The sequence below is a fragment of the Fluviicola taffensis DSM 16823 genome (genome assembly GCF_943372375.1).
GTDB lineage: Bacteria > Bacteroidota > Bacteroidia > Flavobacteriales_D > Crocinitomicaceae > Fluviicola > Fluviicola taffensis_A.
Map to the genome: position 1 here is coordinate 27,252 of NZ_CALRYJ010000015.1, position 22,379 is coordinate 49,630.

Genomic DNA, 22,379 nt, shown 5'->3' on the forward strand with positions numbered 1-22,379 from the left:
TTAACACTTGACGAATAAATTAAATGAACTAGTAAATTAATTTGGAAGTAGTATTCTCCTGAGATATATTTGCTCGAGAAGAAATTCTAACACACACACGACCGATACAAGGCTGCAGAGTTTGTCTGCGGCTTTTTTTGTGGCTCACTTCGACTACGCTCAGTGGCCTTTCCAATTTATTTTTTATAGCATCTCAACCAAGGTGACTGAGCGGAGTCGAAGTCACCGATTAATGTGATCCCCGTTCAATGAATGAACACTCCATCATCAGATGTTTGCGGTTCTCAGTGGATTCTTTCAGTCTGTCCATCAGTCTTTCAACAGTTTCCTTACCGATACCGTTCACCGGCTGACTTAATGCTGTAACAGGTGGAGCAAAATAAGAGAATGCCTCTGAATCATCAAAAGAGATAATTCGGACCTTTTTAGGGATTTCGACCTTCAGAATATTCAATGCATTAATGGCATGCAATGCTACTTTATTATTTAAAGCGACAAAGGAATCAACTCCATCAGCAATCATCTGTTGCATTTTAGCGACGCTTTCTTCCTGGTTTTCAGTTAGTGATGCCAATTCATAAGGAATCCCTTGCTTTTCGCAGGCTGATCTTGTCCCATCAATGCGCAATTGAATGGTCATTACGTCTGATCTTTTAGGATGTAAAACACCTACTTTTTTCGGCTTTACGGAGAATTTCTTAATCAACATAGCAGATTCCATGTAATTGTCCACCCCGACAAAATCAGCAAACTCATCACCAATCCTATCCACCCAAACTACTGGAATCGGTGTCTCATCCAACACAGGTTTCAAAGCCGGTATTCCATTGCACGGAGCGATAATCAAAGCATCCACAGAACGCAAAATCAAATCGCGGATCAATTTAAGTTCCATCGTACTGTCATCGTTTGTAGAAACGATAAACAAGCTATACCCCTTTTCATATAATGATTCCTGAATCGCCTTACTTAGTTCCGAATAGAATGGATTGGATATATCTGCCAAAACCAAACCGATCGTTTGTGTCTTTCCCTCTCTCAATCCTTTCGCAAAATAATTCGGAACATAGTTCAGTTCTTTTGCTTTTTCCAGAATTAATTTCTGCGTCGTTTCACTGATATTGAACTGTTTTCCTTTACCATTCAACACAAATGAGACAGTAGATTTTGAAACATTTAAACTTTCGGCAATATCCGCAAGTGATGTTCTTTTTGATTTCATTCCTAAAACGTTAGTTTCTTTGATCTTTCCCCCATGACATTTTGTTGCGTATGGTGTCTAAGAAATTAGTGTCCTCTAATTTAATGACATTAATCATATATTCAGCCTTTCTAATCAAAACTTCTTCGTTCTGTTTAATGCTTTTGGCGTTTCCATCCAATGATATCAAGTAATTGCGTTCTCTTCCTTCGATACGCAATTTGATAGGCATGTTATCCGGAACCACCACCGGTCGAACATTCAGATTATGGGGAGCGATCGGTGTAATAATATGAACCTGACAACCCGGCGTGACAATTGGTCCTCCACAACTTAAATTATACGCTGTAGAACCTGTCGGAGTAGCTACGATCAAACCATCTGCCCAATAGGAATTCAGGTACTTATCATCCAAAAAAGCATCTACCGTTATCATCGATGAAGTATCTTTCTTTAAAAGAGTTACCTCATTCATCGCAAAGTTGTCTGCTCCATAAATACTGCGTTCTGTTTCTACGCGCAGCAGGGATCTTTTTTGAAAATCAAACCGCTTCTTATCGACTAATTCCAGTGCATTTTCAAACAGTTCATCACCAATGGTAGCCAAGAATCCCAATCTTCCGGTGTTTATTCCCAGGATCGGAACTCCCGAATCACGAATATAAGCCACTGTTCTGAGAAAAGTTCCGTCGCCGCCAATACTGAAAGCCAGATCTATTCCCGAATGAAAATCTTCATGATTGGTAAATTCTTGTGCATCCATGCAAATACCGGCCTTCTTAACCAACTGATCTTTCAGTTCTTTTTCCAAGATCAGCTTCCAGCCGAAACGTTCGGTCACCCTTACAAAATGCTTGAAAATCGGAATGGTAGCTTTATTGACCCTCTTACTATAAACAGCTACAAGCATCTTAAATATTTAAATAATTCATCAATGCGTCGTATCTGAATTGCATGTCATTCTCATCGGTAGATCTTTGGAAGCTCGCCTTCACAACCATATCGTAGCGTTCAAAAGAACGGATGATGCGGGATAAGTCCACTTCTGCTATTTTCAAGGTCACTTCTATTTTCATGGAATCAGATGACGACATGATGTACGAAGACAGAATCTTCGCGTTTTCGCTCTCCACAATCCGGGCAATTTGAGCCAGGGAATAATCGATCCGATTCATTTCCAAGACAACAATCCCACCAACTTCCTTGATACTGGCTGTATTCGCAACACAGTTCATGAGTTGATGTACGCTTGTACATCCCAGGTATTGCTCATTGATATCCAGAATCGGCAGGACAGAAATACGGTGCTCTGACATTTTTCCCAGGACTTCGTAGATGTGTGCATTTTCCAAAACATACGGTCTGGGAAGGTGATCAAATAGGGTATCAAGAGGCAACTCCAAATCTTTCTTATCCAAAATGTCACTTTCAGAAATCAAGCCCACAAAGTTGCCGTTTTTCAACACAGGAAGATGGGAAACTTTAAATTCTTCCATCCAAATAAGTGCCTTCTCCCCTGAATCAGTATGAATTAAAGGGGGAATCTCGTCTGTTATTACTTCTCTTGCTGTCATGTTATGCGCCAAAGTAGTAAAAACCTAGCTATGAGCGAAAACTTTGTGAAAATTTAATCTACAGAAATCACTTGGATCTTCGCTCTTTTATCTCATTTGATAAGACGAGCCGGGATCTTATTTTCCAGTCACTTTATTTCGAATGTGACTAAGTGAAACGGGAGTGATTCCAATATAGGATGCAAGGTCTTGCTGTGAGACTCGCTCCAAAAGGAGCGGATTTGTATTCAGTAAATGGATATAACGTTCTTCCGGTTCATCCCGCAAAAAGGAAAGCACGTGTTTTGAGTAATAAAGGAATCGATCCAGAATGTAATCCTGAAACCATTCTTTAAAATTGGTATCGTTCCTCATCAATTCATCGAAGGTTATTTTATCCAATACAAACAGTTTGCTTTCTTCAATCGTTTCCAAACAAAAGTCGCTGGTTTGCAGACTCAAAAAGCTTTCCAGAGAAGTCACCAATTTTCCTTCGAAAAAAAACTGACTGGTAATTTCATTTCCATTTTTGTTGAGCCAAATACGCAAAGCTCCCTTTTCAATGATATACATTTTCCGGGCGATGGAACCTTCTTCAAGCAATCGGGTTCTGGCGGGAACGGTGATCGATTCCAATCCGAATAAAGATGCCCATTCGATCGCTGTCATGTGATTTGATTTTGATTTCACTATTCGATCCGGTTTCCGTATTTCTTGCGCAGATGTTTGGTCTTCAAGTCTTCCTCTTTCCAACAGATATATTGCCCGAAAGTTCCTCTTAATCGCTGCCATTTTGATTGTCTGTCAACTATTGAAACAAAATTCGCTCGCTTGGCAGAACTTGGATCGATCGTTGGCTCCGTCAAATCTTGTTTTAGTAAGGTATCTTTGATTATCGGCAACAAGTCGATGGGAAAATCAAACTTTTTAATGAATTTCCGCATTCCATTCAATTGAAAAGGATCTGTTGCCAGCGCAATCTTCTTGAAACCATTTTTCTTCGCTACCCGATACGAATAATAGACATTTTCCGTTGTATGTTCCGCTCTTGGGTCTGTGAAAATATGTTCTTTCGGAATTCCCAAAGCTTCACCATATAGCGCCATGATTTTTGCTTCTTCGTATTCCGTATAAACTGCTGAACCTGAATAAATAATGTTTTTTGCAATTCCTTTTTTATACAGATAACTTGACCACTGAACACGATTTCGCATGGCTTCACTCCAATGTTTTCCGTCGAAGGGAACGCCCGGAACAATAATCGCATCGTAAGGGGCATTCGGTAAATACTTTCGATTGGTTTTTCCCGCTGATGGAGAAAAAATAAAACAGCCGCTGAGAAGGCTTATTCCAATCAACCAAATAACTATTGAAACTACTTTCATAAGTCAATAATACGGTTTTACCAGAAATAATCCGACCATCAAAAGTTAAAAACTGGTAAGAAACTTTCAAAAACTTTAACATTCTTAAGATGTAAATCCTCTTTATATTCGCAATCCAAAGAAAGAGAAGTCATGACAAAGCTGAGCGTAAACATCAATAAAATTGCCACTATCCGAAATGCACGTGGAGGAAATACTCCCAATGTAGTTCAAGTAGCTATCGACTGTGAACGATTTGGCGCAGCAGGTATCACCGTACATCCGCGACCTGATGAACGACATATTACCGGAAAAGATGTCTTGGATTTGTCGAAAGTGGTCACCACCGAATTCAATATTGAAGGATATCCGGATCAGCGATTCATGGAGATGATTGAAGCTATCCGTCCAGCACAAGCAACTTTGGTTCCTGATCCGCCTCATGTATTGACAAGCAACGCAGGTTGGAATACGAAAGAGCATTTGGAGGTTCTTCAAGACATTATCCGAAGAATCAAATCTTGGGGAGTGCGCACATCTATTTTTGTAGATACTGATTTGCAAAACATTGAATACGCAGTTAAAACCGGAACAGATCGCGTGGAATTATATACAGGTCCTTATGCAGAAGCATTTTCTGAAAACCCGGAAAAAGCAATTCAACCTTTTGTCATTGCAGCAAATCTTGCATTGGAACTAGGAATGGAAATGAATGCGGGACATGATCTGAATCAAGACAACTTGCGCTTCTTTAAAGAAAACATTCCTCAATTGGCAGAGGTTTCCATCGGACATGCATTGATTTCAGATTCGATTTATTTGGGGCTTGAAAATACGATTCAACGGTATAATTACTTGCTGCGCGATTGAGGCATCTAACTCTCTAGAAATCCTCATCCAAAATACACATAGACATGTGTCTATTTGGTCAGTAGTATCAAGGTTTTAAGCAGAAGCACCATTCGCGGAGTTGACTTTTACAACCAAGCGATTGAAACACCCAATCCTCAGAAAATCCTCATCCGAAAACACACATAGATATGTGTCTATTTGACCAATAGTATCGAGGTTTTAAGCAGAAGCATTAGCGGAGTTGACTTTTACAGCTATGCGATTGAAACACCTAATCCTCAGAAAATACACATCCGAAAATACACATAGACATGTGTCTATTTGACCAGTAGTATCGAAGGTTTTAAGCAGAAACACCATTCGCGGAGTTGACTTTTACAGCCAAGCGATTGAAACACCCAATCCTCGGAAAATCCTCATCCAAAATACACATAGACATGTGTCTATTTGGTCAGTAGTATCGAGGTTTTAAGCTGAAGCATAATTAGCGGAGTTGACTTTTACAGCTATGCGATTGAAACACCTAATCCTCAGAAAATACACATAGACATGTGTCTATTTGGTCAGTAGTATCAAGGTTTTAAGCAGAAGCACCATTCGCGAAGTTGACTTTTGAAGCCAAGCGATTGAAACACCTAATCCTCAAAATCCTCATCCGAAAATACAAATAGACATGTGTCTATTTGACCAGTAGTATCGAGGTTTTAAGCAGAAGCATAATTAGCGGAGTTGACTTTTACAGCTATGCGATTGAAACACCTAATCCTCAGAAAATACACATCCGAAAACACACATAGACATGTGTCTATTTGACCAGTAGTATCGAAGGTTTTAAGCAGAAGCACTATTCGCGGAGTGACTTTTACAGCCAAGCGATTAATACACCTAATCCTCAAAAATCCTTGCCCAAAAATACAGATAGACATGTGTCTATTTGACCAGTAGTATTGAAGGTTTTAAGCAGAAGCATCATCCACCGAATTGACTTTCTCATCGCTAAAGCCGATCCTCCAAGATCTTCTGGATATAATTATTGATCTGTTTCTTCTGCTTCCGAGATCCCTCATCATTCATTTGATTATGTGTGGTCCTCTTCAACTGAATGATCTTTATACCACAATTCAGGCAAACCTCTTCCGGAGGAATAACAGTCGAATCTGCCATCTTATCTGTGGAACGCAAACTAGAAAACTGCGGTTTTGACACATTTGGAATCGGCATTCTCAAATTGTCCAGGGTAATTACTTTCCGAATAAGTTCGGGATGATCTTTCGCCGTCAAAACACTCATATCTCCCCCATTAGAGTGACCTATTAGGTCAATGGATCTAATTTTCAGATTCGGATTTGATTCCTTGAAATGGTTCAGTACAAAAAGAATATTCGCTTCTCCTCTAATCCAAAAAGGCATCCGCACAATCTGTATGATTCCAAAAGTCGGGATCAAGGAATCTCCCTCCAATTCATGCTGAATACTCAAGGTCCAAAACCCTTCTTCTGCAAGTCTTTTGGTTAAGTAAGAGTAATTCAAATAATTCTTGGAGTAATTGGAACCATAGCCGTGGCTAAAAATGACCAACCGAATCGAATCACCTTTCATTTTGGGCGAATACAATGCATAAGGTATCAGACGATTCCGAATACTGTCGAACACCTGGAATTTCTCAATTCGAATCCCGTAACGCTTATTCCTAGTGTTATTTGAAGAAATTGAAGCAGGTTCTTCGGAAGACAAAGAAGCAAGCCCCCCGATGGTCAGGATAAAAACACCAACCAAAACTGTATAGAACCTGTTTTTTCTTCGCTTCATGATCTATTTTGAAACCAAGGTAAAGTTCACCCCATCAATTGTTACTGTTCGCACTTTATCTTCGGAATTGGTTACTTTACAGATCAATTTCTTTCCGCTTGTATTTGGAACTTCTGTGGTTTCCGACCAAAAATTTCCCAAACAGCTTTCAACATCTTCCAGACGATAATCCGACAAGGTTCCTTTTGAATCAAAAACCAGCAAAATATAGCCGATTTCATAACCGGCACCACACATTCCGTTTGGGTTTGCAGTTGAGGAAACAGAATACTTCAGGAGCACTTTGGAACCAGCTGCATCATATCTGGAAGCAAAAACAGAGTACCCATTATTCATGGGTCCAAGCTGACGAAGATCCAGACGTTTTTTTCCATTGTTTTGAACCGGGATTACTAAAAAACTCTGTGCTTTATCTAAATTAATATCACTTGTGCTAAAGCTGACACCGAGTTTTTTCTGGCTATTTTCCCAGGTTCCCTTGTATTGATAATCACTATACTCAAAATAAAATTTTTCAGTAAAACCGGAACGATTCATTAATTCATCTACACTTTCCCATGGATTGGAAACAGGTGATGCCAGTTTTTTAATACTATCAGCCCGCGCCTGATCTGCAAAAGAATAAAGAGTCAAACCTCCGGAATAAATTCCAACCAATGGGATTTTCTTTTTGATATTGTCGTAGTAATACCAGCCGGAAACAGAATAAAACATTCCCGTTTCATAAGAATATTGTTCAAACGTTAAATACATGGTAACTGAATATTTTTCGTCGATTACTCCATGAATAAGTTGATCGTTGATCGTGAAATCTTCAATATAGATCTTTTTCTCCTGTGCATTTAGTGACGACATTACAGGAAAAAGAAACAAGATTAGGATGATCTTTTTCATTTATTGCGTGTATTTTGAGTGATAATGATTTGTTCGTGAACCGTCCCTTTTGAATCGGTATATTGAATGGTAATATCAGGCTTTTCAAATCTCCTTCCAGTCACTGTGTAGTAGAATGATTGGTTTGCTGTAAAGTTGAACCGGGAAGGAAGGGCTTCAAAATCAGGTTTCGAAATAAATTGCAATGCTTTCGGTAGATACCAATTGTATTCCTTCACGATTAATCCGGTCGTTTTTATCTCAACATTAGTTCCAAACACACCGGATTCTATTTTCGTAATCTCTGTATTCCAAACACTCCCGACAGCTTCACCATTCTCTTGACAGCTTGCTCCTTTCAAATGCAAAACTTCACTCAATGATTCCCCATCAATCAAAAACAATCCCTGGTACAAAGGCCAGTAATCTTCTGTAGAAACACCATTTGCCTCACCTCCATGAATTACAAAAAAGAGCTTCCCTTTTGTATCATAAAACACCTCATCAACCGGGGAAGCCAAGGTGAAACTTCCCTGTAAATTAACAAACGGATTAAAATTGAGAAGTTTCCAGGAACCGTTTTGCTTTTCAAAATGAGCAATACTCAAAACACCTCTCGTAAATCTTCCGGTTCCGTCGTTCATTTCAGAACTTGAAAAACTAGCCACAGCTCTTTCAATACTATTTTTTGTTTTATAGTATAAAATGGATGTACAGGAAGTATAATTACGTTCGTAAGGAATCAATTCTTTTTCATCACCCTCGTCGGATTCATCTTTTTCAAAGGTATACAACTCTCCGCGCCAACAAGAAGAACAACTCCAATATGCAGCAGTTTTCCATTCCGACAATTCCGGATCATCTTCATTCATGGGGGCCGGAAAGAGTTGAAAAAGGACTTTATCTGCATTCAACGAATCAGTTCCGAAATCCAATTGTTTCAGCTTGTCCGGATCAAAAGAAATATTGATCGGAGGAATTGGTCCGTCTTCCTGGGAAAAACCCATCAAACTGCAAAAAGCAATCGAAAGAAGGAACATAACAGCAGGCAACTTACTCATTTAAACTAGTCTTCAATATCGAAATTACGGATAAATCTGCAATTGTCAATTCTGAAATTCAGGGCAAAAAAAATCCGGCAGTGATAGTCTGCCGGATTCCATGTGTTAGTTAATTTAAATCACTCCGTGAACGGTAGCTTCGTCATCTCCTTCGAGATTTATTTTCTTTCTTGTCAATTTCACTTGTAATCGATCCACTGTGTAGTACATGATCGGTACTACAATAATAGTCAAGAACATTGAACTTGTCAAACCGCCTATCAAAATCCAAGCTAAACCGTTTTTCCATTCTGCACCTGAACCAGTTGCCGTTGCAATCGGAATCATACCGACTACCATCGCGATAGTTGTCATCAGGATTGGTCTCATACGTTCCCGAACTGCTTCCAGAAGGGCATTGTAAGTTGATCTACCTTCCGCCTTCAAGTGATTGGTGAAATCCACAATCAAAATGGCATTCTTGGCGACGAGTCCCAATAGCATCAACATCCCGAGCATCGTAAAGATTCCCATATTCGAGGAACTCAGATTCAGTGCCAGAATTGCTCCGATCAACGAAACCAGGATCGAGAACAATACAACGAACGGGTAAACAAAATTGTCGTAAAGCGCAACCATGATCAGGTAAACCAGGATCAGACCGATTCCCATTGCCGTACCCAATGCTCCCATGGATTCTTTGGAACGTTTTACTTCTCCACCCCAAAGCATACGAACATTCTTATCCAATGGTGCTTTTTCCAGGAATTTAGTAATTGAATCAGCGACCGTACCTGCGGATGTACCCAGAACATACGATCTCAAAGTGGTGTTTGAAATACGATTCTTCCGTTCTAATTGTCCGTAACCATTTTCAATCGAAACATCCGCAAACTCACTCAGACGTACTTGTTTTCCATCATTCGTTACGAAAGTCATTTCTTTGATATTGTCTACATTGCTTCTGTCATACTTATCCAACATAATCCGGATATCGTATTCCTCGCCCTTGATATCAAAACGTGCATCGTCGTTTCCTGTCAATCCGTTTTGCAACTGCATTCCTACGCTGGCAATCGGTAAACCTAATTGGCCCATTTTCTCCCGGTTCAATTCAACGCGAACCTCCGGAGAAAACTCATCCGTTGAGATCGATGGATCTTTTGCTCCCGGAATCGTCAGAATGTGTTTTTTCAATCGTTTGGCTTCTCTCATCAATAGATCAGAATCATCCGAAGAAAGGAAAATCTCAATCGGTGCTTCTTCCGAATCCACCATCCCCATGTTCAAAGCCTTGACTTCAACACCCGGATATTTATTTTGGATTTTCATCCGGATTTCATTCATGTAATTCAAAGTCGGATATTTCTTTTGCATATCCTTCTTCATTTTCACGGTGATCTCAGACCTGTTCTCCTGTCCGAAAGAAGCAGCTCCCATTCCGGAAGAAGGTCCGCCGACATTTGAAAAGACAATATCAATCACATCTTTTTGAGCAATAATCATCTGCTCAATTTCCAATGTGGTGGTATTATTCTCTTCAAAAGTGGTACTCTTATCATACTTCAGTTTGATCATAAATTTCCCCTGATCACCCTGAGCCACGAACTCCTGACCAACGATTCCAAGTCCCATGGTAGCCATACTAGCGAAAAAGATCGCGACAACTCCAAGCCCCATGATAATCTTATGTTTCAAGGACCAGGCAACCAATTTCACGTATCCGTCCGTAAATGATTTGATCATACTTTCAAACCACATCAGGAAACGTTGGAACGGATTCTTCCGGTTCAATTTCACTTCCTTGGCCAAACGCGAAGCAAGCCATGGAGTCAGGGTAAAACAAACAAATAAGGACATTAAAGTAGAAACGACTACTACAACCGAGAACTGGCGTAAGATATCTGAAATGGTCCCTTCAATGAAAACAACCGGAGAGAACACCACGACATCCACCAAGGTAATTGCCAATGCGGTAAATCCAATTTCATTCCGTCCATCCAAAGCTGCTTTTCTTCGACCTTTCCCCATCTGCAAGTGACGGTAAATATTCTCCAAGACCACAATCGAGTCATCCACGAGGATACCGATCACCAAAGACATCGCCAGAAGCGTCATCAGGTTCAATGTATATCCTAACAAGTACATTGCAATGAAAGTCGAGATCAAAGATGCAGGAATTGCAACCAATACGATCAATGCATTTCTAAAACTATGCAAGAACAACATCATTACGGCTGCTACAAGTAAAACCGCCAATTCCAAATCGTGCAATACCGCATCTACGGATTCAATTGTCGGAAGTGAAGTATCCGTTGCAACGGTAAATTTGATTCCTTCTTTTTTATATTTCTCTTCAATTTCTTTGAACTTCTGTTTCGTCAAATTTGCCATATCCACGGCATTCGCATCACTTTGCTTTTTAATCCGGAGACCGATCCCATTTGTTCCGTTATAACGGCTCACCGTTACTACATCTTCCGAACCATCCGATACATCCGCAACATCTCCCAAACGAACAGAAGAAGTTCCATCCGTGTAGACGATCAGGTTTCTCAAATCTTCAACTGTCTGGAACTTACCAGCCAAACGAACAGTCATTTGTTCCGTTTCGTTTTTCAGTTTTCCCGTAGGAAATTCAACATTTGATGAGGAAACAATCTGATTCACCTGTGCCAAAGACAAACCGTACATTTTCAGTTTATCCTTATCCACATCTACCCGGAAAGCGCGTTTTTCACCTCCGATCACCTGAACTTCCGCGACACCTTTGGTCTGTTTGATTTGTGGAAGCAATTGCCTATCCATCAACTCCATGAACTCGCGATCATCCATGTTTTTAGCGATCGCACTTACCTGAAGTACGGGTGAGGCATTCGGTTCAATTTTAGCAAGTGTTGGAGATTTTGCTCCTTCAGGTAAATCATTCAAGATGTTATTGACCTTCCTTTGGGCATCTTCCAAAGCCATATCGATATCTGCTGAAGCCTTAAACTCAAGCATAACGACAGATGCGTTATCCATGGAGAAAGTGGTAACCTCTGAGATATTTTCAAGACCGCTTAATGCATCTTCCAAGGGTTTGGCTACCTGGGTTTCAACCGTTGCGGGAGAAGCACCAGGATACAGGGTTGTTACAGTAATAATTGGCGGGGAGAAATCTGGTAATAACTCATAGCTCAATTGATTGTAACTTATCAGACCTCCACCAATCAAAATTGTAAAAATTACAATGATGAAGGACGGTCTCTTAATGGATAATTCCGTTAATGTCATGACCTTAGTTATTTTTGATTGGTTTTAATTTTTGTTTTGTCTTGAAGATTCACTTGTCCTTTAACAACGATGATATCTCCTTTTTGAATACCACTAACCACTTCAATGTAATCTCCATCGGAAGTTCCTGCAGTGAAATCAGTCAAATAAGCAATCTTGTTTTTCACAACATATACTTGTGGTTTTTTTGTTGATCCGACAAGTGCAACACGTGGAACAGAAAGTGCAGTAACGCTCTCATTGTTTTTCAAACGAACCGATCCGTACATTCCTCCCATCAAATCTCTTTTTGGATTCGAAACAGTCACCTGAACTTTAAAATTGTGAGCTTTATCTGCAACCACACTGATGTTTGTGATTTTACCCTGGAAATCACGAGATCCGTAAATATCAACTCCAACAGAAACAGTTTGTCCCAATTTAAACTTCAATACATCTCTTTCCGGAACGTTCACTGTCAATTTCAAGCTCGAAATATCTGTCAATTCGAACAAAGGTGTTCCCTGACCTACAAACGATCCCAAATCGATCATCCTTTTAGTGACTACACCGGAATAAGGCGCGACTATCGAAGTACTTTTAATTTGTTTTTGAATCTGTTTCTTAGTTAATTCACTTGAACGAACTCCTAATCTTGTTTTTTCAACCTGAACACCGGAAACTGCATTTTCCTTTTCCAAGTTTGAATAACGTTTGTCGTCATTTTTCTGACCTTCCAAACCAACTTCTGCATTTTGAAGCTGCAATTGAAGCATCTCATCGTCCACTTTAGCAAGCAATTGACCTTGTCTTACCTGGTCTCCTTCTTCAAAACGAATACTGATTACTTTTCCATTTGCATCCGATCCGATCACATTTTGACGAGCCGGTTCAAATGTTCCCAAGAATGAAAGCGAACTTTCAAAGGAATGGGTTGTTGGGCTTGCAGTCTTTACCAAAACTGCAGCATTTACATCATTTATGAAAATTTTTGCCTTAACTTCTTTACTGTTAGACATTAATTTGAAAACAATTAGTCCTACCAAAACTACTGCTACGATGACTATAGTGATAACTCTTCTCATTGCTATTATAAGTTAATCTGATTATTATTTAACGTTTCCTATGTTTTTTAAATATTCCAATTCTGCCTGACGCAATTGCACGTATGCCAGGACCAGATTGGTTTGAGACTGTTGTAAATCCGTACTGGCTTTCACCAGGTCATTTGAATCAACCGTTCCTTCATTGTACTGAAGCTCTGTTTGCTTGTATACGCTTTGAGAAAGTTTCAATTGTTCCTGAGCTATTCCCAATGCATTTACCTGGATTTCAATCTGGCGCTTTGCATTTTCAGTTTGCATGTGTAATTGCTGAGCCAATAATTCCGATTGATTTTCCAATTTCTCATGCGTGATTTTGGTTACCTTTTGTTTGTGGTGTTTCTCCAATCCGTCGAACAAGGTCCAATCCAAACGAAGACCTAAGAATGCCGAAGGGATTCCCTGACGCACCTTATCTTCCGGTTTCATGTTGTAAGTGTAATTATATCCTGCAACGAATGAAAGGGAAGGCAAATAAGCCATATTCGTCCCTTTTTTCTCCTCTTCATTCAAGCGGATTTGCGCCCCAACCAATTCCATTTCAGGGTAATTGATCGTATTTCCATCTATCAGGATTGATTTCTCTACCAGGTCATCTGTTGCAAGTGTGATTTTCTGATCTTCCGGTATTCCGATCAGGATCTTCAGCATCATTTCGAGCTGCTCTTTGTTCGCTTGCAAGGTTTGTTTTGAATTCACCGAACTCAATCGATTGATGCGCAACTTGTCCACTTCTGTCTTAACAACCATCTGTTGTTTCTCCATGGCCTCCATATTGCCAATCAGGCGCTCGATATTTGCCAGGTTCGAATCCACAAAAGAAATTTGTTTATTGATCGCCTGAAGATTGAAAAAGGTATTCGCAACCTGTGTCTTACTATCTCTTTCGGTGATTTTTTGCTGAATTTCAACCACTTCCTGCTGGATCTTCAATGCACTAATCCCATAATTTATCTGAGGATTGAACAAGATTTGTTGCAGTTGCAGGGAAGTGCTTAAAACATAAGGAACACCAAACTTCACTGTTTGATAAGTTCCGGGAGCGCCTCCGAACATTTCAGCCGGGAGCAACTGACCAGGGATAATCGCATTGTACTTATAATCACCGGCAACGGAGATCTTTGGCAAACGCGCAGATAGATAGGCCGAAATCTGACTTTTATTTATTGCTACATCCAATCGGGAGTTAACAATAGATAAATTCGCTGTATCCGCCATTTTCAAACATGTTTCAAGGTCCAATACCTGAGCGGAAGCGTTACTTCCAACTCCTAAAACCAAGAGTACACCTAAAAAACCTTTTCTCATATTAAATCTTTGTTTAAATGAAGTGTTTAATTATTTGTTTTTGGGATAAATAAATATCCGATTAGCATTTCCGTAACATACTGTTTTTGGAGCGTAAGACGTTCCTGATATTCCTCTTCTGTCAATCCATTCAAATATTTCATTAATGATTTTGCCATGAAAGGATATTGACAATTCGACATGATCATCAACATCACATTTGTCAAGTCGATTTTGCGAATAATTCCTTTTTCCTGAGCATCTAACAATTCTTCCAAAACCCCCGTATCAGCAATCTTTTCAAGAATTGCGGCATGATCAAACTCAAACTTGTCACCTCGTGACAATTCGGATAAAATAAATCGGGGAATATCCGGATGAAGTATTAGGAATTCATATTCCCTTTCAATGAAAATGCGCATCTTGGATTCCAAACTGAGGTCTTTTTTAAACACTTCAACTGTTGATTGCATAAAGTCTTCCATCGTAGCTTCAAAGACAAGTTTAAACAATTGTTTCTTGGAACAGAAATAGTAGTTTACAAGCGCCACGTTCATTCCAGATGCTTTGGCTATCTCCCGGGAGGTGCAGCCGTCAAATCCTTTAGCAATAAACACATTCTTTGCAGCTTCACGGATCTTTTCTTCTGTTGACAGTTCTTTGCTCATATTTTTAAAATCGCGACAAATTTAAACACTAATTTTAAACAAGCGTTTAAATTTTATTGATTTAATTGTTTAACTAATTCAAAAAGCCAGATAATCCAAGGATTTCAAGCTAAATAAATTATTAAACAGGGCAAATTTGGGGATGAAAATCGGACGAACCCATTGAAAATCGGTGAATGGTAACCCAACTACCGCGAATGGTGGAAACCGTTAAATAGGATGCTGGAAATCAAAGGTGACTTCGACTCCGCTCAGTCACCTTTTTAAGATGTACTTCGAACATCAATTTACTTCGATCAATTCCATTTCACATGAAAATGAACGGACAATTCTAAAGAAAAAATCAAGGATTAAAATAAGAGGTGACTAGCGCAGTCGAAGTCACTATCTATGGTTCGTCAATAAATACGTCGGAACGCTTATTATTGAAATAAAGTGTCATTGCAAATCCTACAGAAAGAGTTTGAGTAGGCGCATTCAAATCACCAGGAGTATAACCTCCGGATGAAGTGGAGCCGATTCTGCTACCGTTAAATTTGTATCCGGAAAAATTATAACTCACAATCCAGCGGTATGCAACTGCTTCATCAGAAGCCAATATAATTGTGAATGCAGGTTCCACATACCCGCAAGTCACTTGTTGTGCACCGTAAGCTCTTGTTCCGGTAGTAATGAACTGTTGATTAGCAACTCCTGCACGAACGCCCAATTCAAGCCCCAGTCTCGGAGCCACCCAGCTTGTCCAGCCCAACTCCACATCTCCACCAAGCACATGCATTCCACCGCGCATTGAAACCACTTTCTGGTGATTCACTACGGAATTATCGTTTATACCCGGTTCAAATGGAATTTTGTACTCATTCACTTTGTAATAGGAATATTTCGGCCCAAAGGCAACATACCAATGTTTAAAAGGTTTGTATTGAATCTTAGGATGTACATTGATCAGTCCGTTCAGGTAATTTTTAAACATCTTATTTCCCATTCCCATTGGAAGAGTCAACTCTCCCGTTATATTCCATTTGTCATTCTCAATTTGAGCATTGGAATTTGCACCGGAAATAAGAATAAGCAATAATCCCAGAAACTTTTTCATAAACTCCTTATTTTAGTTCTAATCTACAAAAGTATTTCTACACATAACGTAGAAATTTATCAAACATTGGCAGAGATTGAACATACCTTGTAATTTTGCAGTATGATCAAAGGTATTATCTACATCATTCTTTCAGGAATGGCATTTTTTGTCATCAACTTCTTTGTAAAATTACTTGGAAACCCGGAAAATGAGCTCATACCTCACCTGCAAAAATACCCGGCTCATGAACTGGTATTTTTCAGAAGTCTGGTATCCTTCGTGATCAGCGCATCGATTATCAAATACCGTGGACTTCCACTATTGGGAAACAATAGAAGATGGTTACTTTTAAGAGGAACTGCAGGAATGCTCGCCTTGACCATTTTCTTCTTTACACTTCATAAATTACCTTTGGCAATCGCATCCACATTGCAATACCTATCCCCCATTTTCACAGTACTGATAGCTTCCCGTCTCTTTTCTGAAAAGGTTAGCAAAGCTCAATACTTCAGCAGTCTGATTGCATTCTCCGGCGTTATCTTCATTGGACTCAATGGTCTGACGGGAGGATTCGACCATCAAAAACTGGATTTGTTCTGGATGACCATGGGCGTACTCTCAGCAATTTTATCCGGGATTGCTTACAATGCCATCTCAAAACTGAAAGAAACGGAAGAAACCATCAATATTGTGATTTACTTTCCAATGCTCGCCCTTCCCCTGACAGGAATTTGGTGCTTGTTTGACTTCACATTTCCCAGGGGAATCGAATGGTTGATTCTCTTGACTATCGGAATCTTCACGCAAATCGCCCAAGTCTTGATGACGCGCGCATTCCTCTCAACAAATACGGCAATTGTTGCCCCGTTTCAATACATCGGAGCCATTTACGCCTTATTATCCGGTTGGTTTATTTTCAATGAAAAACTGGAAATGGCATCCATAATCGGTGTTTGTCTGGTGGTATTCGGAGTCATTTTCGGGACAATTTTCAGAGCAGGAAAACAACGGAAAAAGGCTTCCAAATCGGTTATCGAGTTAGAAACGGAAGTTCTTTCTTAAAATTCGTGAAACTTACCTGAAACAAACACATTTATACGTATTTTCGAACCATGTTGTCTACCATACAAAAAGACCTGCTAGCTCAATTCGGCAATCTTGAATTACTTGCGAAACAGGTCGTAGAAGGTTTTATTACCGGAATGCATAAAAGTCCGTTTCATGGATTCTCTGTGGAATTTGCGGAACATCGTTTGTACAATCCGGGGGAATCTACGCGACACATCGATTGGAAATTATTTGGTCGATCGGATAAAATGTTCACCAAAAAATACGAGGAGGAAACCAACCTTCGCTGCCAAATGGTGATTGATGTTTCGTCATCGATGTATTACAGCGGAAAAAATGAATTATCCAAAATTGAATTTTCAGTCTTGGCAGCAGCTTCCCTCTCTGAATTACTAAAAAGACAGCGCGATGCAGTTGGACTCTCCTTGTTCCACAATCGTTTATTCCTGCATACACCGGCAAAATCTTCGGGAGCACATCACCGTTTTTTGTTACACGAAATGGAAAAGCAATTGCATGAATACGAGGCAATCGATTCGAAATTGACCGAAACCATTTCTTGTCTTCATGATGTAGCTGAGTTGTGTCACAAAAGAAGTCTGATTGTCATTTTCACAGATTTATTGGACGACCCATCCAAGCTGGATGAATTCATGCAAAGTATTCAACACATGAAGCACAACAAACACGAAGTGGTTCTGTTCCATATAATGGATAAAGCTACCGAAATCGATTTTGATCTGGGACACAATCCTATCAACCTCATTGATATGGAAACAGGCGAAAAAATGAAGCTTCAACCAAGTGAAATAAAGGAAAAATACACAACTGAGATCAACCGTTATTTCAACGAAGTGAACTTGAAATGCACCCAATACAATGTCGATTTTTATGCGGTAGACATCAAGGACCCTATTCAGGATGTGTTGGTGAAATACTTATTAAAGCGACAGAAACTTTACTAATTATGAATTGGTGACTTCGACTCCGCTCAGTCACCTTTAGCTTCGTCCTATCAGTTCATCCGATTAAATTCGGTAACTGAGCGGAGTCGAAGTTCCGAATTACATCGGTTGATGTGCCTTATCCAACAAATCCAAAATGGATTTTACCGGACTGAACGTTTCACTTGGAATCTCCACAAAAACGGTATTCCATCTCGCCATTGAGCCATTCCACAATCCCGGTAGCTCTACGAAATGAATCGATTGTCCTTTATGGGATTTGCTCACTTTGAAATACGCATTTTCATCCTTGAACGCAGCCAGATCAATTTTTGAACCATCACTATTCTTCCCCTGGCAAACCATGATCACCGGATTGAAATGGGAAGATTGAACCATTACACGCACTTGGTCGCTTTTCGGATTAATTTGGGCTTTCTCCACAATCTGCTTCGTGATTTCGCCATTGTTTTCAACCCAGAACGGTCCTCCACCAGGCTGTCCTTCGTTTTGAACCATTCCACAAATGCGAAGTGGTCTTTTCAATAAATCCAGTTTTTCAGCATTTGACAACTCATTAGCAGATTCATGGAACAGCTGGTAATCTGCATTAAAATCATTCCATGCTTCTTCCGAAAAATCGGCGATCAGTTTCTCCACTTGAGCCTGCACTTCCAAAAACAAGCCTCCAAGCATCCGCTGGGTTTCAATTGCAATTTCAGAATGGTTGTAATGCTGAATATTGTCAATATTCTTAATGAAAATCAAATCCGCATCAACTGCTGCAAAATTCTCCAACAAAGCTCCATGTCCTGCAGGTCTTGTCAAGTACTCTCCTTCCGGGCTAATGATCGGCTGGAAATTATCATCAAAAGCGATTGCATTCGTTTCGGTATTCTGCACCGAAAAATCCACTTCAAACTTTTTAGAAGTCATTCCTTCCAGAAATTCCAACTGACGCTGGATATATTCTTGAAATTTAGACTGAATCGTGAAATGAAAAGAACAGCTATTCTGATTCAGCAATTGTCCTTGAACCACATGCTCCTGAATCGGGCAAAGTAAAAAAGGTCCTGTTTTATGAAAAGGGATCAATCCTTTCGGAAGATGCGCCAATCCATATCCTTTGTTATTCAAGATAAAGGATACAAAAGCATCCAGATCCATGCTCCTATTGCGCAATGCCTTCTGAATCGATAATGGAAACTGATAGAAAAAAGCAAAATCTTCAATGTGTGTCAAAAAACGCTCAACATATCCACTATTGCTCTCATTCGGGTTGTCCAAAAACTCGAACAAGAAATGAAACATTCTGGATCCCGAACCTGAAGCAGGAATGAAAAATGAAATTTTCTTGTCGGAATGGTAAAACGAATGAGCTAAATCGGCAATTTTCTCGTCACTTAAAACAATAATCCCTTCCTGAATTTTACAGGCAGAAACCAAATTCAATGCCGGTTGCGGAGCTCGTAAGCGTTCGATCTGTAATTCTATTGTAGTTTTTAGCATAAGCATGCTTCCTGTAGCGTTTTTTTGTTTCTTTGCGTCATGCAAAATTCCAAATCAATTTTCGGATTTTTACTCAAGTCAAAAGGCAGACATGGAATTCACTCTCCCTTTGTTTTCGACTTTGTCGACAACTGTTTAACGACAAAAGTGGATAAAAATTTTCTCACTTCACGAAAAAAATGGCTTCAAAAGGTCAAAAAAAACCGGGAACAATTTAAAATCACCGATTTAGGAGCCGGTTCCAAGCAAATGGGAAAGACGCGTTCTGTCTCGGATTTGGCACGAAATGCCAGTAGCAAAGGTCTTTATGGTGAAATTTTATGGAAAATTGCGAATCATTACAAACCGACACTTCTACTGGAGCTCGGAACATCCATTGGAACAGGATCCATTCATCTGAAATCAGGAAATCCAGCCGGTCATCTGATTACTGTTGAAGGTTGTGATGCCATTCTAACGCGTGCATCTCAGCAGTTTGACACATGGGATTTATCCGGAATCACGACCATTTGCAGCTCTTTTGAAGACTTTGTGAAACTTCCAAGCATTGGAACCTATGATTTGATTTTTCTGGATGGAAACCATTCCGGAGAAGCAACCAGGAATTACATTGATTCATTATTCGAACATACACACAGCAACACGGCATTTATCCTGGATGATATCCGTTGGAGCGATGACATGTGGGATTGCTGGAATGAATTGGTTTCAGACTCGCGTTTTCACGTTTCCATTGATCTGGGAAGGATGGGAATTCTTTGGCGACGGGAAGAACAAACAAAAGAAGGTTTTACAATTAGGCCAAAAATTTTCAAAAACAAATTGTTTTAGATACAAAAAACAGTCGGGGTGAAAAATTTTTCACCCCGACTGTTTTTAAATTTGTTCTAAGATTTCCCTACAGATCCCATTGTAATTAGGTAGCGAAGGATTTTCTCTTCTCCTGACGCATCAATAGAATTCCCTTGTTTTCCATTTACTTTTTTCACCATTCTAGGAACAATTGTTCTCCACTCATCTTCCGGTTCTGAAGCCGGCTTCTTCAATTTGTGACACAAGTTACAATTTGCTTCAAACAACTTTTTCCCCTGATACAATTCATCCAAAGTATATCCCGGAAATTTGGTTTGTACTCGATCAACATCTCCTTGTGAAGGCATCGCTTCTACTTTTGGAGTTGAATTCTTTGCGGTTCCGCAAGCAACCAAAATTGCAATGCAGGCACCTGCTAATAGACTTTTCTTGTTCATACTACTTTTGATAAATTGGTGTTCTTTTCAGGAGATAATTCAACGTTATTTTATAAGCATCATCTGCGCTCCAAAAGGATTGATGATCCTGAGAAAAATGGTTTCTCCCTTATCTGTGTAACTAATTTTTGTTTTCGTTAAACCAAATATAAGAAAAATCTTCTGTCCGCTAAACGGAATCACACCAAGAATAATCGGAAAATAATTAACTTTAAATCATGAAAGTTTATACCAAAAAAGGAGATAGTGGAACAACCGGTCTAATTGGTGGGACACGCCTTCCCAAACATCATATTCGTATTGAAAGTTACGGAACAGTTGATGAACTGAACAGCTACATCGGCTTGCTTCGTGACCTGATTCCGGAAGATCCCAAATCAGCTGTGCTCATTGAGATTCAAGATCGCTTATTTACAATTGGTTCTCATTTGGCGGCGGATCCGGTTAAATCAAAAATGACGTTACCTGAGATTTTTGAAAGTGATATCACTTATCTGGAAAATCAGATTGACGAAATGGATACTAATTTACCTCCGATGAAATTCTTCGTTCTTCCGGGTGGAAATGTCATTGTTTCGCAATGTCATATTGCGCGTTGTATTTGCAGAAGAGCCGAAAGATTAGTATCTCATTTAAGTGAATCAGAAAAAGTAAATCCATTGATCAGTGCTTACATGAATCGACTCAGTGACTACTTATTTGTCCTTTCCAGAAAACTCGCTCATGAACTAAAAGCAACGGAGACTCCGTGGAGACCTAGAACCACTTGATTTTCAATAAATTAAAAAGACGAGCAAAAGTTTTTTTTTTATCCCGAAGAAAACACTTGGATTTTTTTAGAATAAGATTATTTTTGCGCACATAAACAACAATATACTAAGACATGTACTGGACATTAGAACTAGCATCCTACTTAGAAGACGCTCCTTGGCCCGCAACAAAAGACGAGTTAATTGATTATGCGATTCGAGCAGGTGCACCCTTAGAAGTAGTTGAGAATCTTCAAGATTTAGAAGATGAGGGCGACGTATATGAAAGCATTGAAGAGATTTGGCCGGATTATCCTTCCAAAGATGACTTCTTATTTAATGAAGATGAATATTAATTCATAAAAGATTAAAAGGTTCTCTATGAGAACCTTTTTTTTGCTTCATGCTTTTTTGAAAATCGTTGATTTTCTTTTGATTAATTGAATTAACCAATATTTAACACCATTAAATTTGGCTATGTTTTAACTCTGAACTAGATTTGCGTCATGAAAAGTTTGCTTATTGGATTTTTTCAGCTTTTGTGCTTTCTCCAAGTTTTTGGAGCGAGTCAACTGAATGCACATCCATCAACTCAAGCAAACTCCTCCTACAATTTTCATCACCGACCTTCAGAACATACTTCATTTGTACTTAAGCATCACAAATCAAGTTCTTCAATCAGCAACAATTCTTCCATACCAAGTGAAGATACGGAACTGATTTTTGAGAATCTGGAAGAAGAAACAGAAGATTTTTCCTCCGGAAAACACCTTTAT

General features: G+C 39.5%; 21 protein-coding genes. 6 read left to right on the top strand and 15 right to left on the bottom strand.

Annotated features, from left to right (window positions below; all coding sequences use genetic code 11):
* Positions 1-229 precede the first annotated feature (229 nt).
* The 5 genes from AAG807_RS17170 to AAG807_RS17190 form a co-directional block, all read right to left on the bottom strand.
* Entirely contained in the window at positions 230-1,222 is a 993-nt protein-coding gene (locus AAG807_RS17170; protein WP_341906590.1) for a LacI family DNA-binding transcriptional regulator, read from the bottom strand.
* Positions 1,223-1,232: 10 nt separating this feature from the next.
* Entirely contained in the window at positions 1,233-2,111 is an 879-nt protein-coding gene (locus tag AAG807_RS17175; protein ID WP_341906592.1) for an NAD kinase, read from the bottom strand.
* 1 nt (position 2,112) lies between these two features.
* On the bottom strand, positions 2,113-2,775 hold the full coding sequence (locus tag AAG807_RS17180; protein ID WP_341906594.1) for a CBS domain-containing protein: 663 nt from the start codon (positions 2,773-2,775) through the stop codon (positions 2,113-2,115).
* A 117-nt stretch (positions 2,776-2,892) separates the two neighbouring features.
* Positions 2,893-3,423 (bottom strand): Crp/Fnr family transcriptional regulator, encoded by a 531-nt coding sequence (locus tag AAG807_RS17185; protein ID WP_341906596.1) that lies wholly within the window; start codon positions 3,421-3,423, stop codon positions 2,893-2,895.
* 20 nt (positions 3,424-3,443) lie between these two features.
* The gene (locus AAG807_RS17190; RefSeq protein WP_341906598.1) at positions 3,444-4,139 is read right to left on the bottom strand and encodes a YdcF family protein; all 696 of its coding nucleotides are present in this window, start codon (positions 4,137-4,139) and stop codon (positions 3,444-3,446) included.
* A 132-nt stretch (positions 4,140-4,271) separates the two neighbouring features.
* Here AAG807_RS17190 and AAG807_RS17195 point away from each other — a divergent pair, with 132 nt between their 5' ends.
* Entirely contained in the window at positions 4,272-4,988 is a 717-nt protein-coding gene (locus AAG807_RS17195) for a pyridoxine 5'-phosphate synthase (RefSeq protein ID WP_341906601.1), read from the top strand.
* A gap of 978 nt (positions 4,989-5,966) precedes the next feature.
* Here AAG807_RS17195 and AAG807_RS17200 read toward each other — a convergent pair.
* The 8 genes from AAG807_RS17200 to AAG807_RS17235 all read right to left on the bottom strand — a co-directional run bounded on the left by AAG807_RS17200 (position 5,967) and on the right by AAG807_RS17235 (position 16,101).
* Positions 5,967-6,779, bottom strand: coding sequence for an alpha/beta hydrolase (locus tag AAG807_RS17200; protein WP_341906602.1), 813 nt, complete (start codon positions 6,777-6,779; stop codon positions 5,967-5,969).
* 3 nt (positions 6,780-6,782) lie between these two features.
* Positions 6,783-7,673 (bottom strand): hypothetical protein, encoded by an 891-nt coding sequence (locus AAG807_RS17205; protein WP_341906604.1) that lies wholly within the window; start codon positions 7,671-7,673, stop codon positions 6,783-6,785.
* On the bottom strand, positions 7,670-8,713 hold the full coding sequence (locus AAG807_RS17210) for a hypothetical protein (RefSeq protein ID WP_341906605.1): 1,044 nt from the start codon (positions 8,711-8,713) through the stop codon (positions 7,670-7,672). Before AAG807_RS17210 ends, AAG807_RS17205 begins: the two co-directional genes overlap by 4 nt.
* A 114-nt stretch (positions 8,714-8,827) precedes the next feature.
* A complete protein-coding gene (locus AAG807_RS17215) occupies positions 8,828-11,968 on the bottom strand; it encodes an efflux RND transporter permease subunit (protein WP_341906607.1) in 3,141 nt (1,046 codons plus the stop codon).
* 8 nt (positions 11,969-11,976) lie between these two features.
* The gene (locus AAG807_RS17220; RefSeq protein WP_341906609.1) at positions 11,977-13,032 is read right to left on the bottom strand and encodes an efflux RND transporter periplasmic adaptor subunit; all 1,056 of its coding nucleotides are present in this window, start codon (positions 13,030-13,032) and stop codon (positions 11,977-11,979) included.
* Positions 13,033-13,056: 24 nt separating this feature from the next.
* A complete protein-coding gene (locus tag AAG807_RS17225) occupies positions 13,057-14,358 on the bottom strand; it encodes a TolC family protein (protein WP_341906611.1) in 1,302 nt (433 codons plus the stop codon).
* Between the two features lie 26 nt (positions 14,359-14,384).
* Positions 14,385-15,005, bottom strand: a complete 621-nt coding sequence (locus tag AAG807_RS17230) for a TetR family transcriptional regulator (protein ID WP_341906613.1) — start codon at positions 15,003-15,005, stop codon at positions 14,385-14,387.
* Between the two features lie 388 nt (positions 15,006-15,393).
* Positions 15,394-16,101 carry a hypothetical protein gene (locus tag AAG807_RS17235; protein WP_341906615.1) on the bottom strand — a complete coding sequence of 236 codons (708 nt, stop codon included), beginning with the start codon at positions 16,099-16,101 and terminating at the stop codon, positions 15,394-15,396.
* A gap of 102 nt (positions 16,102-16,203) precedes the next feature.
* On the opposite strand from AAG807_RS17235, the gene AAG807_RS17240 reads away from it, so the two are divergent.
* Both AAG807_RS17240 and AAG807_RS17245 read left to right on the top strand, forming a co-directional pair.
* Positions 16,204-17,145, top strand: a complete 942-nt coding sequence (locus AAG807_RS17240; protein WP_341906617.1) for a DMT family transporter — start codon at positions 16,204-16,206, stop codon at positions 17,143-17,145.
* 50 nt (positions 17,146-17,195) lie between these two features.
* Positions 17,196-18,116, top strand: a complete 921-nt coding sequence (locus tag AAG807_RS17245; RefSeq protein ID WP_341906619.1) for a DUF58 domain-containing protein — start codon at positions 17,196-17,198, stop codon at positions 18,114-18,116.
* Positions 18,117-18,215: 99 nt separating this feature from the next.
* Here AAG807_RS17245 and AAG807_RS17250 read toward each other — a convergent pair whose 3' ends face one another.
* Positions 18,216-19,610 (bottom strand): DUF4301 family protein, encoded by a 1,395-nt coding sequence (locus tag AAG807_RS17250; protein ID WP_341906621.1) that lies wholly within the window; start codon positions 19,608-19,610, stop codon positions 18,216-18,218.
* Between the two features lie 33 nt (positions 19,611-19,643).
* Here AAG807_RS17250 and AAG807_RS17255 point away from each other — a divergent pair, with 33 nt between their 5' ends.
* Positions 19,644-20,435 (top strand): class I SAM-dependent methyltransferase, encoded by a 792-nt coding sequence (locus AAG807_RS17255; RefSeq protein WP_341906623.1) that lies wholly within the window; start codon positions 19,644-19,646, stop codon positions 20,433-20,435.
* Between the two features lie 56 nt (positions 20,436-20,491).
* Here AAG807_RS17255 and AAG807_RS17260 read toward each other — a convergent pair whose 3' ends face one another.
* A complete protein-coding gene (locus tag AAG807_RS17260) occupies positions 20,492-20,854 on the bottom strand; it encodes a hypothetical protein (protein WP_341906625.1) in 363 nt (120 codons plus the stop codon).
* A 218-nt stretch (positions 20,855-21,072) separates the two neighbouring features.
* Here AAG807_RS17260 and AAG807_RS17265 point away from each other — a divergent pair, with 218 nt between their 5' ends.
* Both AAG807_RS17265 and AAG807_RS17270 read left to right on the top strand, forming a co-directional pair.
* Positions 21,073-21,624, top strand: coding sequence for a cob(I)yrinic acid a,c-diamide adenosyltransferase (locus tag AAG807_RS17265; protein WP_341906626.1), 552 nt, complete (start codon positions 21,073-21,075; stop codon positions 21,622-21,624).
* A 113-nt stretch (positions 21,625-21,737) separates the two neighbouring features.
* Positions 21,738-21,959 (top strand): DUF2795 domain-containing protein, encoded by a 222-nt coding sequence (locus AAG807_RS17270; protein WP_124745056.1) that lies wholly within the window; start codon positions 21,738-21,740, stop codon positions 21,957-21,959.
* Positions 21,960-22,379: the final 420 nt, after the last annotated feature.